The organism is Rummeliibacillus sp. NPDC094406 (assembly GCF_044763875.1).
Classification (GTDB): domain Bacteria; phylum Bacillota; class Bacilli; order Bacillales_A; family Planococcaceae; genus Rummeliibacillus.
The window spans coordinates 644,742-658,515 of record NZ_JBIWGZ010000002.1; the positions used below are offsets into that span (position 1 = coordinate 644,742).

Genomic DNA, 13,774 nt, shown 5'->3' on the forward strand with positions numbered 1-13,774 from the left:
ACGAGACCCCGGAGCACAGCGAGGAGGCTCGTCAGTTCGCCCACGGAAAGCGGAGCTAATTCCACTTCAGATAACAGCAAATATATACTATATTCAGTCTTCTTTCGCTCGGGAGTCTTCTAATAACTACACCTATTGTGAATCGTCACCAATGTAGTACAAGATAAATCAAATAATTAGGTAAAATAATGTTCAAGTTACTTTTATAATGTATCTTTTCTATTAAGCCGTAAAAAGATATAGTTATAGTACTGGAGGAGATATTTTGACAACGATGAAAACAGTACAACAACGTTTTGAAGAAAGTGCTTTCTGGCAAACTCTTGGTTTTGAATATGGTCATGCTGAAGACGGTATTGCTGAAATTTCTTTTAATTTCCATGATGATTTAACAAATGTCGTAGGAACCCTACATGGTGGTGTATTTATGGCAGCACTCGACACAGTTATGGGGATTGCAACTCATACACTTGGCTTTGATAATGTCGTTACAATGCAAATGGAGACTCGATTTTTAAAACCAATTACTGAAGGCCGTATCCAAGCTTTAGGTCGTGTCATCTCACAAACTCGTTCAACAGCTATTTTAGAAGGTCGATTATACGACGAAAATCAAGAGCTTGTAGGCTTTGCAACTGCCACGTTTAAAGGATCTAACTAATTCCCCATAGGATAAAATATACTTTTACCTACTCCCCCCCTTACCCTATTACATTTTAATTTTGGATATAATAGAGGAAATTACGGGGATTTAAGGCGTATTTTGATGAAACATAACATACGAAACAGTATGGTCATATTGATTACTGCCAAATTCATCCTAATAGCTATTTAGATGAAAAAGAGTAAATTAATATTAACAGTGCCTATTAAGTCTATGCTTAGACTTATAGGCATTTTTTGTATTAAATTTAAGATTTTCTTAATATAAAGTTCAAAACAAAAAAGTGACTCATCTAATTAACAAGATTCTATTAATCCCTTTGTCAATCGCAATGAGTCACTTTTTATTATTTGATGGTTACTTTACTGTACGCACCTTTTTCGTTTTTCTTTTTCGGTTGAACTACTAAGTAATATTTTGTTCCTGGTTTTAGTTGTTTGCTTGGTGTAATGATGAGTTTTTTACCAGATGCTAGTTTCAGCGAAATTTTCCGTGATACGCCACCTATTTGCCATAAGTAAACATTCGCATTTTTCATTGTATTCCAGGATAGATTTTTGCTAGCTTTTAAACTAATTGATTTTGAAGCTGACCCATTTTCAATGGAAGTTAGTTTGTTATAGTTCTTCAACTGCTTTAGTAAAAAGTCGCTATGGCTCTTTTCAACTTCTTTACCGATTGCTGTTGGCACATCTGGCTTGATGCCTTTTTGGTTAATTTTATAATTTTTAGGTCCAAAGAATTCAGCAATTGTTAGCTTTAAAAAGCTGCCATCGCTTAATTCTATCGGTTCTTGCATAACACCTTTACCAAATGTAGTTTGACCGTAAATTTTCGCTAGCTTTAGATCCTTCGCAGCAGCTGCCGTCATCTCAGAAGCACTGGCTGTATACTTATCTGTTAAAATAGATACAGGTGCATTCCATTGCACTTTTTGCTTTATGGCATCGACCCCATACATTTTAGTACCTTTTAATTTATATAAAAATGCGTGTTTAGCGGTTGGAAAAAGACCAATTACTTCTTGTGCAGAACCTACATAGCCACCTCCATTACTACGAATGTCGAAAATCCAGTCTTTCATTTCTGGCATTGATTTGATTGCATCCTGAATTTCTTTTGCGCTACCTTCTGAAAAACTATTTAAGCGAATATAACCAATCTTCCCTGCAAGTTTTTCTTTTTCTACATTTGGTAAGGAAATCACTTTACGCGTTAATTCTTTAGCAAATGTTGTATTCGTTGAAGATCTGTAAATTGTTAGATTTACTGTTGTATTTTCTTTCCCAATTAATAGTGATAGCGTTGATTCAGTAGATTTCCCCGCAATACTTTCCCCATCAACTTTTGTTATAATATCCCCTGCTTTTAATCCACTTTTTGACGCAGGACTCCCCTTAATAATCGATGTGATTTTAAGCCCTTTTTTATTTTCTAGAGTGGTAACACCTATTCCAACCAACTCCATGTTTATAGAATTCATGAAAGATTGATATTCATCTTTTGTCAAATAAATGGAATAGGGATCTAATTGCTTCATTAAATCTTTAATGGTTTTGCTATTCAATGCATCGGTTGGGACTTTTGGATAATAATGCTCTTTTACTATACTTTTCACCTCATTTAATGGCTCTGCTGCATATGCAAATGAAGAAGTAAAGAAGAGCATCATAGCCATTACACTAGCTAAAAAGATTCGAAGTGTTTTCATAGTATCCCTCATTCTGGTAGTATTTTCACAAACTATTGTACCTTTAAAAGAATCAATTTCATAATTCGAAATTTATATGAAATATTAAATACTAACATTTCAACACATTAACTTTTCCATATTCAGATTTGGATGTTCCGCTACAGACGGCGCTTTCCACGGTCTTGGTTTCAATCTCCTCTAGGGGACTGTAAAGTATTTTAAATGCAAATATTAATAGTATGAATCAGCTTTCTGCATGATGTGGAATTAGCTTCGCTTTCCGCGGGCGAGCGTTGAGCCTCCTCGCTTTCCCGCAGGAGTCTTCGCTAATTCCACATCAACAAATATAGCAATACAAGATTTTTATAATAAATTTTCATCTATTTTTACTTTTTCACTATCTTTTCTACGTTTCTGCGGGTCTTTCAGCTCAATCTTTTCCCGTAGGACTATGAATGCACCCCACTGAATTTACATCGGACGAAGGAAATGCGAATGCATTTTCAAGGACTCGCTGTCTTTCACTTCACATGAACAAAGTTGGATATCATTAAAGCGAAAATGAATTTATGAAATTGATTCAAATGAATTAAATGATGTTAGATTTGAAATTTTACATGGAGTTAAACGGAACTATGTAAACAAAAAATAATGGATGGTATGATCTAACACTTTTAATTCTGTATGAACTATAAATGCCCCTAATTCTATTCGTCATTAAGGGCATCGCATTATTATAGTACATAGCAAAATTAATTATCCAGTGAATCCTCATCCTTACTATGTATTTGATAATTTATATCATTCGCTTCTTTAATGATATCGTATTTTAGAAAATTTCTCTGGACACTTGGGGGTATTAACATAAAACTTGAGCGATATTCTAATCGGAATTTCAAAGCATAAGCGCGATTCATTCGCATTTCAAAGGAACTAAAGCTAACTTCAATATTTAGTGAAGAACCATTTGTAAAAATGATCTTAGTACTTTGGTTTTTATTGCGCTTGTAACTTTTAATATGATTAAGCGCTAACCAAACACAATCATTCTTTTTTGGAGATCTTGTCGGAAACCATACAAGTTGATGTTTCAGATTCATAATTACTGGATACATATTAACTTCTCCAAGAATATAACGAGTTCCTTCACTTGCACCTCTTAAACTAGATCCAAAAAAGCGTAAATTTTGATCAAGAAGTTCAATGGGATTCAAATGACATTCTTTTAAATCATCCACTTCAAGTATAGTAGTTTTAAAACCACCAACACCATCGAAATCTGGGAGAAATGCCATTGTATTGTCACTTACTGTATAAATTTCTTCTAACATTATGTAACCCTCCTTTTATAATTAGTCTAAATAATCAAAAATAGTATACGAACTTTAAGCTAATATATTTGTAGAGGTTTTCTCGAGTTTAGACCACAATCCGAAGCATTTTATAGTCCAAAACAGTCACCTACTTCCTTTTTTTCCATTAACAGATTACTATAAAAAATAAGAACTTTTGTCCTGTTTATATAATCCATTTATATCATTTTATAACCACATTTTCTAATTGTCAAATAATTCTTTATTTTCAATTTTTAACATTTTAGATTTATCATTTTTTTAAACAAATCCCTTTAAATAAGTATTTTTAGGCATTTCCACTGTATTTATATCATTTATTTTTTTCGTAATTCAACTCTACACACAGTACAAATACCATGGACTGAAATAGTAATTTTCTTGCATATCATTTCTTTATAAGTTAATACAAGAATTTCTTTTCCATAAAAAAATCCACGCATAATTCAACAAATTTAGCGTGAATAATTTCGGATAATGGCCAGCTATAGCAATGATCAAATTGGTTTGCAAATGTATTGCTCTATCTTAATAGTTGATTTTGGTCGTCATGAAACAGCAATCGTAATCCACCAAATATGCGTAAATAGGATTGCACAATATATAGATGTAGCACAGATCATTAGAATTCTAATTAACAGAGATGGTTGAACCTTCCTCAAAATCCAGACTAATAAAATTGGCATTGAAATTTTCAGTGCATAGAACAATAAAATACTATTATGATATATCCAGTTCATCAATGGATTTGCCTCTGTAATAAGGTGATTTCGGATGCCTATGTCAGTAAAGAGTGCATCAAACATACATAATAATAGCAAGCATGTTCCTATTGTTGAAAAATTAATATTTGAGTTGTACGAAATTTTACCTTCCAGATTTATCAAACCTTTCATTTCAATTATAGTTAACTAAGTCTACGGAAAAAGGACTGAATATATACTAAACACTTAGAAAATCTCCTTTCGCTCAATAAAAACTTATTTACTATCAACAATGACGTATTACAGAGCCTAACTAATAAAAAAGGTATCTCATAATAGTCAATTTTGAATGACTTTATGGATACCTTTTTGTTATTAAATTTGATTGTAGTTTATTATCATGTATATTTTGGTGAAAGTTACCCTATTTTATCTCATCCATGGGTTACCTGGGTTTCATTGTTACCATGATTGCCATTGGTTCCACTGCCACCATGGGTTCCACTGCCACCACGGATTCCATTGCCACCATGGATTCCATGGTCCCGGACCCCACCATGGATTAAATTGATTAAATCCAAATCCTCTAAAACGTTCTTCTCGTTCTTCTCGTCCTGGAAACCGTTGCTCTGGAAACCGTTGCATCGGAAACCTTTGCATTGGAAACATCTGTCTGCCAAAACCGCCGCCCTGTCCTCTGAAAGGTTGAACCATTACTTCCTCTCCTTTTCTGAAATTCTTTGTAGTATATGTAAAAGGAAAATTTCAGATTGGGCTTTGCTTTGGATATATGAAAACAATAACTACAGCAATTTTCACCTAATGACAAAAGTTTGCGGCTACCAAGTAGAAGGGATCCATCACCACGAATCTATGTTAATATAATTTTCGGAATTATTTCAATTTTTAATCTCATGGATTTTATAAGTGTTTTTTCTTATACTGTTTATGTACAAGGGACTATATCAATAAAAATAACTATAAGTTTTTAGAACTATGAAAGGTGTTTTTAAATTGAATAATATTAAACAACTATTCCAAAGCGAAGATGGCAATGGAAAACAGAGAGAGCAACTAGTAAGTTATCTTGAAAAAATTTTAACATCAATGGACAAATTAAAAGATCCATCTAAAACGACACTTGGTCCTATGCAGGAACGCTCAGCTAACTTTTATCAAGAATTGATGGAAGAACATGGTGTTCCCACTAATGGTACGGGATTAGATACAGTAGTGAATGAATTAACTGACTTAATGAAAGGACACCCATTCCACACTCATAACTTTGTAACAAATGTATTACCTATGGCAAGCATTCCAGGTATTTTAGGCTTATTTGTTAATTCTCTTTTAAATGGTAATAACTTATGGGATGTATACGGACCTGCAGCTACAGAATCTGAAGTAAAAGTCATTTCTATGATGTCTAAATTGGTAGGATATGATTATACAAAAAGCTTCGGTTATACAACTTGGGGCGGACAAGGTGCTGTATTCAGTGGACTTCGCGTAGCAATTGCAAAACAATTCCCACATGCGAAAGAAGAAGGTGTGCCAAATAACCTTTACTGTTTCGCTTCTGAAAATGCGCATTATAGTTTATTAAAATCAATTGAAGCAGTAGGAATTGGGAGCAACCATTTAATCCGAGTTAAAGCCGGTAAAGATCATTCAATGGATATGGATGATTTACAAAACCGTTTAACCGAAGTTATCGAAAAAGGTGGTATTCCAGTATATATTGTTGCGACAACTGGTGCTACAGATAGTTTTGCAATTGACAATATTAAAGAGATTAAAGAAATTACAGCTACTTTAGAAAGTCGTCATAACTTGAAACCAATTCATATTCACGCAGATTCAGCGTTAGGCGGATTTTATGCATTCTTTAATGATTATGATTTTGAGAAAAACCCACTACACTTTGAAGATGAAGTGCTTGAAAGCTTAATGGTCATCCGTTCACGTATGCAATACTTATATTTGGCTGATTCCTTATGCTTTGACTTCCAAAAACTCGGTCAAACTCCATACTTAACAAGTCTATTCCTATTAAAAGAAGGTAGTGCACTTGGTCTTCTAGATTTAGAAGATTTTGATACACCATATGTAGGTAACCGTGGATATGGTTCATATCACACAGGCTATACATTAGAATGCTCTCGAATGGGTAGTTCAATTGCCATTTATGCTGCTTTAATGGCATTCGGAAAAACTGGCTACCAAGAACTATTAGCGAATTATGTTCGAGTAAATTTAGTATTCCGTCAACTATTAGCAGACAGAATCCAATCACTTCATGTCGTTAATACAACCAATATTGGGCCAATTACAGCATTCCGTCTATACCCAAATGGTTATAACTGGGAATCAGAACAAGCAGGAACTTATACAGTTTCAGAAATTGAAAGTATAAACACATTAAATTCATCTTTATTTGAAGTAATAGGTAAACATCGTGATGATGTGTTCTTTGGAGACACAACACGTATTTGTACTGTTGATGCATCTGATAGCACAAACCGTATTCCAGTTGGGGTAGCAAAATTCTTCTCAATTTCACCTTATACAGAAGTTGAACATATACCTGCAATGATTGAATCACTTAAACACTCAATTGAAGAATTGGAGGGTTCGGCCCTTGAAGTTTCTCGCTAAAAATAGACATTCAATGCTATTTAAGTATATTCTGTCGTTTGTCATTCCAATTGCGATAATTTCAACAATATTTGGTACTATACTTTATTATTCTTGTAACAATATTATCCAACATAAAGTAATGAGCCTTTTTGAAGATAAATTACAACTTGTTTCAAATGAAGTAATGGGGCATATAGATACTTCACTTGTTACGAATGCTGATAATAATGATCAAACACAATATAAAACACTTTTAAATACATTAAATATAGCCAAAAAACAGCAAAACATTCAAGATGCCTATGTTCTTTCCCGTTCTGATGGGCAAGAACATATTGTAGCGTTAAGTGGTACAGACAATCATAATGCCGCTTATAAATTTGACCCTAAAATGAATCAAGCAATTGATCAAGAAAAAATCATGTATAGTGATATTTATAAAGATAAATACGGTGTTCATAAATCTATTTTCATCCCTTTTAAAGGGACTGATATCATTTTTGGAATAGATATGGACGCTTCATTTATTTCGCAAGTGCAAACACAAGTAATATGGATTTCAGTAGGTTTAGCATTATTGTTCATTCTTGTAGGTGCACTACTAGCTTACATCATAAGTAAACAAATTATTAAGCCCGTCCTTGCAGTAAACAGCTATGTGGATGAAGTCGCAAAAGGTAACTTAGCTGCTAAGAGATTTGAAATTAAAGGAAAAGACGAAATCGCCCAATTATCCTTTGGCGTTTATCATATGGTAGATGATTTAAAAACCATCATTTCACAAATTAGTTCAAATGCTGAGCAAGTAGCGGCTACATCTGAGGAATTATCTGCGGGTTCAGAACAAACAAGCGCTTCTATTGAACAAGTTACAGTATCCATGCAAGAAGTGGCAGCTGGTTCTGACAAGCAAACCGACGCTGTTGAAGAAATCGGCGCTAACGTCAATACTATTTCGAAAAAGATGAATGACGTAACTAACTATGTAGAACAAGTTAGTACAAAAGCGATTGATACAACCAAAACAGCTGAAAATGGTAAAGAGATTATTCAAAACGCTGTAGAAAAAATGAATATAACAACTGACATGATTCATACAACTTCTGAAGTTGTGAATCGTTTAAACAATTACTCAAAAGAAATTGGCCAAATTGTTTCATTGATCACTGAAATTGCAGATCAAACAAATCTGCTTGCACTTAATGCCTCGATAGAAGCTGCACGTGCTGGTGAACATGGTAAAGGATTCGCTGTCGTTGCAGAAGAAGTAAGAAAGCTTGCGGACCAGTCAAGAATCGCCGCAAACGATATTAGTAACCGGATTGATTCAATCAAAACTGAATCGACAAATGCTGTTGATTCTATGTCTACTAGTTATGAAAATCTACAAGTAAGCGCCGATGCTTTTGATGAAGCAGGTAATGCATTTAATGCAATATATACATCAGTGTCCAAACTAACTTCTCAAATGACACAAGTAAGTAATGCCATTGAATCTATGAATAGTGGCGTTAGCAACATTGCAGAATCAATGGAAGAAGTCAGCGTAATCGTTGTTCAAAATTCTAGTAGCATTCAAAATGTTGCAGCCGCTTCTGAAGAACAAACTGCTAGCATGGAAGAAATCACCGCTTCTTCAAATAACCTAGCAGCCATGGCAGAACAACTTCGAACATCTGTTAACAAATTTTCAATATAATTAAATATCGAAAATGTAGTATATAGAGTTAGAATTTAACACTAGAATTACTTATCTTACTAAAGTGTCAAGGCCTTGATTTGGGTCTTGGCATTTTATTTATTATTTTTCTTTTGATTTTTTATCCAGATTCCTCAGCAGACTAACTATTCCTTTTTAGTTCTATGGCAAATGTTTGGGGAAGTCTTCAGAGCATTTAACCACAACCTCAAGAAAAAATACCACCTGATTGCATCGAATCAGATGGTATTGATTAATCGAAATTATATAAAATGTCTGTGTCAGTCACCGATTACAAATGTCTATATCCTGCAAAATGACTGCTCCAGTATGATTCATTCACTGAGCTTACTTGTACTTTTGTACCACTTGCACTGACAAATTTTCCGTTACCCATGTAAAGTCCGATATGAGAAATACCAGATTTATATGTGTTTTTGAAAAATACTAAATCTCCTACTTTAGGTGAACTAGTTGCTGTTGAGATAGAGTAGAAACCGGCTGCTGTTGTACGGTAAGAAGCAAGCCCAGCATTTTTATATGCATAGTATACAAGTCCACTACAATCGAATCCACTTGTTGTTGCTCCACCGAATACATATGGTACACCTTGTTGAGCTAATGCGATTGATACAGCTTTTTCTAGTTTCGTATCGCCAGATATTGGCGCAACACTATCGCTAACTTTTTTTGTAGATCCTTTAACTTTTAACTTTTGTCCAGCTCTAATGTTTGTTGATTTTAAATTATTCCAGCTCATTAGTGTCTTGTACGATACACCATATTTCTTAGCAATTCCAGATAAAGTATCACCTGATTTTACTGTGTATGTAGAAGTTGAGGTAGAAGAACTTTTCTTACTAGAGCTAGTTGATGAGCTCTTTTTAACTTTTAATTTTTGTCCAGCTTTAATATTTGTTGATTTTAAATTATTCCAACTCATTAGAGTTTTATATGAAATATGATATTTGGCGCCTATGCTTGATAATGTATCGCCTTTTTTTACTGTATATGTAGTAGTAGCTGCTGATGCAGTTGTTTCTTCACTAATTGTTGAGAATAGCATAATCGAGCTTAATGCCATTGCTGAGATGATGGTTTTTTTCAATTTTCTTAACTCCCTTTGTCTATTACTAATAAAATCTATTATAGAGGAGTTATGTAACAAACTTGTTATAGTAATATCAAATTAATATTACAAAATGGGAGATTATATTACACAAAATGATATTTATTTGATATTTAACTTATTTTTTCTTCTAATATTATTAATTTCACATCCCGCAACACGAATATTTTGAAGAGAAATAACAAAAGATTCGTATTACATTCAGAAACGAATCTTTTGTATTTTCTTTTATGAAGTACTTTCCAAATGGCGTTAATATACTTTTTACATTTTAAGTTTATTTTCAGTTTGTATTTTGGGGGCATTTGTATCGCTATAAATAGCTGTACCTTGTAAGTTCGTTTTTGCAAGCATTGCTTTTACTTCATTATAGGACATGCCTGATTCGGCATTTTTTCGTTTTACTTCATCAATATCCGTCCCAGCAACTGTAAATCCATCACGCTTATAATTGCTCAACTGAAGCACCTCCATTTCTGTACCCTTTACTATTTCCGCCACACATAAAATTATGAGTAAAAATTATTTTGATCGTAAGTATCTTCTTTTGCTTTTTTACTTTTGTCTACTCTGTGATATTCAGAAATTTGAATAACCCGAACATTACTGGTATTCAATTCATGGTAAATTCCTCTATTGTCTGTAAACGAAATATATTGGTCACGTTCACTCTGAATAAGATTTTCCGCTGCTTCTTGCGATTCAATAAAGATGAAACGTCTGACATAATGTTCTTGATCAAAAAAATAAGTAACCTTGAATTCTTTCATCGTTCATTTACACCTCAACTATATGTTCTAATTATCGGAATATTGTTTTTTACTTAGACTTCTATAGGATATCCAACTACTATCACTTGAAACATCATGACCAGTGGTTAAAAAACTTTTTTGAATTTCATTTTATTTGATGCAAAGCGTACATTACTTTTCCAGAGCTTTAATGAAAGATGCAATAGATTTAAAGATTAGCATGCGTGTTGATTTTCTAGTTTTCTCCATTAATAAATGGATGATTATCCGATATCCGCTACGGATTGCTCGCTTTCCTGCGGGCGCGCGCTGAGCCGCTTCCTTCGCTACGCTACGTGCAGGGTCTCAGCTGCCACGCTTTTCCCGCGGGAGTCGAGCAACCCTCCGCTACAATCAATAAATAATGAGACACAAGCACCTTGAAAGTAAGATTACAGAAGAATATCCTTCCTATTTTATCCTAACAACACGCTTGAAAGATTAGTTCGTTATCAAATTGTGTGATTTGAAGAACTTATTATGTTCATATAAACACAAATTTCAAGATTGTCTCTGTGCTTGGCGCTGAATATTTTTCCTTCTTTGTCGTAGCGGTTGTCTCATCGGAATATGATATTACAACATTATAAAACGGAGGAAAATGATTATGCATTCCTTATTTCCCTATTTCTTTTTAGGGGTTTCTTTAGCTGCTCCTATTGGGCCAGTAAAGGCTACTTTGCTTAATTTAGGCATCAAAAACGGGTTTTTTCACGCTTGGTTTTTCAGTCTTGGAGCGATCGCCACAGATTTAATGTATATGCTCTTAGTGTACTTTGGCATTGGAAGTTTTATAGAATATCCAGTTTTCAAAACCATTTTATGGTCATTTGGCTGCTTTGTTCTATTGTATACAGGGATTGAGAATTTACTTACAATGCACAAAGTTAAACTTGATTCCAATTTTAAAAAAATGTTGCGTCTCAGACATTCACTTCTATCAGGATTCCTTATCGCATTATTAAACCCTTTAACAATTCTTTTTTGGCTAGGGATCTATGGCTCCGTTCTGGTAGGTGGATCAGGGAGACTAAGTGGATTTGAAATAGCACTTTATAGTCTTTTTATATTGTTGGGTATAATATTGGTGGATTTTATTATGGCAATTATATCAAGCGGTTCAAGGAAAGTTTTATCTTATAAGTTTTTAAACATCGTATCTGCTTTATCTTCTATTTCTATGATTGGATTCGGCATTCATTTTGGTATACAAGCATATAAATCGCTATTTTAATTTACCTCATCGTAAAAGTATTTTAACCTAAAATATAATAACCCTTGCACAGCATAAATTCAGTACTTTTGGAAACCATATCTATATTATTGAAAAAAATATAGAGGTGTTTTTATGGAGAATGCCGATAAAAATGAGGAAAAGGTTAGTATATGGTGTATCATCAGCTTAGCCTCAATTCCTCTTGTTATGACACTTGGAAATTCTATGCTTATTCCGGTTCTCCCCATTTTGGAAAAAAAAGTGGGGATCTCTTCATTTCAATCAAGTATGATAATTACCAGTTACTCAGTTGCAGCCATCCTGCTCATTCCAGTAGCTGGTTATTTATCTGACCGTTTTGGTCGAAAAATAGTCATCCTACCCAGTTTACTTTTAGCAATAATCGGTGGATTAATAGCTGCTTTGGCTTCATGGAAAATGGAAAATCCCTATACAATGATCATTATAGGAAGGATACTGCAAGGTATGGGGGCTGCTGGCGCTATGCCCATTGTTATACCACTCGTTGGCGATTTGTACAATGGTGACGATGAAAAAACAAGCTCCACTCTAGGAATTATCGAAACATCTAACACATTTGGAAAAGTTTTAAGTCCCATTCTCGGTTCAGCTTTTGCTGCCTTTTTATGGTTTCTTCCGTTTTTCTCTATATCTGTATTTAGTTTAATCTCTATTATCTTGATCTTCTTCTTTGTAAAAACACCAAAAGAAAAAGATGCTCCTATAGCATTTAAAGAATTTTGGAAAAGGGTCAAAAATACGTTTAAACAAGATGGTAGTTGGTTATTTGTAGTATTTCTAAATGGCATTTTCGTTATGCTAGTACTATTTGGCATGCTATTTTTCCTTTCTGAGCATCTTGAAAAAGGGCATCATATAAAAGGAGTTAAAAAGGGATTTGTTTTAGCAATTCCTTTATTATTGCTGTGTATCGCTTCGTACGTAACTGGAAGGAAAATTAAGGGCAATTTGAAAACAATTAAGGGAATAATCATTACTTGTTTAATCATTGTCTCTGCAAGCATTGTGTTCGTCGGATTTTCAAAGGAAAGTTTAACTCTTTTGTTGATCGTCACGAGTATAGCAGGAATCGCGTTAGGAGCACTTCTTCCAGTGCTCGACGCAATCATTACAGAAAATATTCAAAAAGAAGAGCGAGGTACAGTCACCTCTTTTTACAGCTCCGCTAGATATATTGGTGTTGCAGCTGGCCCTCCTATTATGTCACTCGTGATGGAAAATTACCTAAACACTAGCTATATTGTGGCAGGCGTGTTAGGACTGATTCTGTTATTTTTAGTTCTGAAATATATAAAAGTCGAGGCAATCGGTGACGATAAAGGCAAATCTCCAAACTAACAAAAGGACGGATTCTTTTTAATTGCAGAATCCGTCCTTAGTTATCTTTTCTGTGAAAAATATTTTCGCGAATTAATTTCATAATGCAAATTTCAAATAGAATATACGAACTTAATGATATCCAATTTTGTTCAGTGTGGAGCGAAAAACGGCGAGTCCTCGAAAATGCATTCGTATTTCCTACGTGCGATGTTAATTCAGTGAAGATTATTCATAGTCCTACGGGAAAAGCTTGAGCTGAAAGCCCCGCAGGAACGTAGAAAAGATAGTGAAAAAGTAAAAATAAATGGAAATTTATTACAAAAAACTTGTATTGCTATATTTGTTGATGTGGAATTAGCGAAGACTCCTGCGGGAAAGCGAGATAGGTGAGACCCCGCAGTGAACGAAGTGAGCGAGGAGGCTCAACGCTCGCCCGCGGAAAGCGAAGCTAATTCCACATCATGCAGAAAGCAGATTCATACTATTAATATTTGCATTTAAACACTTTACAGTCCCTAAACGTA

At 34.1% G+C, this 13,774-nt stretch carries 12 protein-coding genes; 5 read left to right on the forward strand and 7 right to left on the reverse strand.

Annotated features, from left to right (window positions below; translation table 11 throughout):
- Nucleotides 1-274 precede the first annotated feature (274 nt).
- The gene (locus ACIQ4I_RS07850) at nt 275-661 is read left to right on the forward strand and encodes a PaaI family thioesterase (protein ID WP_403095119.1); all 387 of its coding nucleotides are present in this window, start codon (nt 275-277) and stop codon (nt 659-661) included.
- 349 nt (nt 662-1,010) lie between these two features.
- Here ACIQ4I_RS07850 and ACIQ4I_RS07855 read toward each other — a convergent pair whose 3' ends face one another.
- The 4 genes from ACIQ4I_RS07855 to ACIQ4I_RS07870 all read right to left on the reverse strand — a co-directional run bounded on the left by ACIQ4I_RS07855 (nt 1,011) and on the right by ACIQ4I_RS07870 (nt 5,058).
- Nucleotides 1,011-2,375 (reverse strand): S41 family peptidase, encoded by a 1,365-nt coding sequence (locus tag ACIQ4I_RS07855; protein WP_403094853.1) that lies wholly within the window; start codon nt 2,373-2,375, stop codon nt 1,011-1,013.
- A gap of 734 nt (nt 2,376-3,109) precedes the next feature.
- On the reverse strand, nt 3,110-3,688 hold the full coding sequence (locus ACIQ4I_RS07860) for a competence protein ComK (RefSeq protein ID WP_403094856.1): 579 nt from the start codon (nt 3,686-3,688) through the stop codon (nt 3,110-3,112).
- Between the two features lie 569 nt (nt 3,689-4,257).
- Nucleotides 4,258-4,605 (reverse strand): DUF5658 family protein, encoded by a 348-nt coding sequence (locus ACIQ4I_RS07865; RefSeq protein WP_403094859.1) that lies wholly within the window; start codon nt 4,603-4,605, stop codon nt 4,258-4,260.
- 270 nt (nt 4,606-4,875) lie between these two features.
- Nucleotides 4,876-5,058 (reverse strand): hypothetical protein, encoded by a 183-nt coding sequence (locus ACIQ4I_RS07870; protein ID WP_403094862.1) that lies wholly within the window; start codon nt 5,056-5,058, stop codon nt 4,876-4,878.
- 369 nt (nt 5,059-5,427) lie between these two features.
- On the opposite strand from ACIQ4I_RS07870, the gene ACIQ4I_RS07875 reads away from it, so the two are divergent.
- Nucleotides 5,428-7,071, forward strand: coding sequence for a pyridoxal phosphate-dependent decarboxylase family protein (locus ACIQ4I_RS07875; protein WP_403094863.1), 1,644 nt, complete (start codon nt 5,428-5,430; stop codon nt 7,069-7,071).
- On the forward strand, nt 7,055-8,752 hold the full coding sequence (locus ACIQ4I_RS07880) for a methyl-accepting chemotaxis protein (protein ID WP_403094865.1): 1,698 nt from the start codon (nt 7,055-7,057) through the stop codon (nt 8,750-8,752). The genes ACIQ4I_RS07875 and ACIQ4I_RS07880 overlap by 17 nt, the downstream gene beginning before the upstream one ends.
- Nucleotides 8,753-9,044: 292 nt before the next feature.
- On the opposite strand, the gene ACIQ4I_RS07885 is transcribed toward ACIQ4I_RS07880, so the two are convergent.
- From ACIQ4I_RS07885 to ACIQ4I_RS07895, 3 genes are all read right to left on the reverse strand, one after another.
- Complete coding sequence (locus ACIQ4I_RS07885; RefSeq protein WP_403094868.1) at nt 9,045-9,860, reverse strand: LysM peptidoglycan-binding domain-containing protein; 816 nt, start codon at nt 9,858-9,860, stop codon at nt 9,045-9,047.
- 285 nt (nt 9,861-10,145) lie between these two features.
- Nucleotides 10,146-10,340 (reverse strand): gamma-type small acid-soluble spore protein, encoded by a 195-nt coding sequence (locus tag ACIQ4I_RS07890; protein ID WP_403094871.1) that lies wholly within the window; start codon nt 10,338-10,340, stop codon nt 10,146-10,148.
- A 50-nt stretch (nt 10,341-10,390) separates the two neighbouring features.
- Nucleotides 10,391-10,651: a hypothetical protein gene (locus ACIQ4I_RS07895; RefSeq protein ID WP_403094874.1), complete on the reverse strand. Its 261-nt coding sequence runs from the start codon at nt 10,649-10,651 to the stop codon at nt 10,391-10,393.
- Between the two features lie 628 nt (nt 10,652-11,279).
- Here ACIQ4I_RS07895 and ACIQ4I_RS07900 point away from each other — a divergent pair.
- Entirely contained in the window at nt 11,280-11,906 is a 627-nt protein-coding gene (locus ACIQ4I_RS07900; RefSeq protein WP_403094876.1) for a LysE family transporter, read from the forward strand.
- A 114-nt stretch (nt 11,907-12,020) separates the two neighbouring features.
- Complete coding sequence (locus tag ACIQ4I_RS07905; RefSeq protein WP_403094879.1) at nt 12,021-13,268, forward strand: MFS transporter; 1,248 nt, start codon at nt 12,021-12,023, stop codon at nt 13,266-13,268.
- Nucleotides 13,269-13,774: the final 506 nt, after the last annotated feature.

Bases quoted from the DNA above. Each gene is read 5' to 3' on its own strand.
- ACIQ4I_RS07855 (WP_403094853.1), bottom strand. From the start codon at position 2,375: ATGAAAACACTTCGAATCTTTTTAGCTAGTGTAATGGCTATGATGCTC.
- ACIQ4I_RS07900 (WP_403094876.1), top strand. From the start codon at position 11,280: ATGCATTCCTTATTTCCCTATTTCTTTTTAGGGGTTTCTTTAGCTGCT.
- ACIQ4I_RS07870 (WP_403094862.1), bottom strand. From the start codon at position 5,058: ATGCAACGGTTTCCAGAGCAACGGTTTCCAGGACGAGAAGAACGAGAA.
- ACIQ4I_RS07895 (WP_403094874.1), bottom strand. From the start codon at position 10,651: ATGAAAGAATTCAAGGTTACTTATTTTTTTGATCAAGAACATTATGTC.
- ACIQ4I_RS07850 (WP_403095119.1), top strand. From the start codon at position 275: ATGAAAACAGTACAACAACGTTTTGAAGAAAGTGCTTTCTGGCAAACT.
- ACIQ4I_RS07860 (WP_403094856.1), bottom strand. From the start codon at position 3,688: ATGTTAGAAGAAATTTATACAGTAAGTGACAATACAATGGCATTTCTC.
- ACIQ4I_RS07865 (WP_403094859.1), bottom strand. From the start codon at position 4,605: ATGAAAGGTTTGATAAATCTGGAAGGTAAAATTTCGTACAACTCAAAT.
- ACIQ4I_RS07905 (WP_403094879.1), top strand. From the start codon at position 12,021: ATGGAGAATGCCGATAAAAATGAGGAAAAGGTTAGTATATGGTGTATC.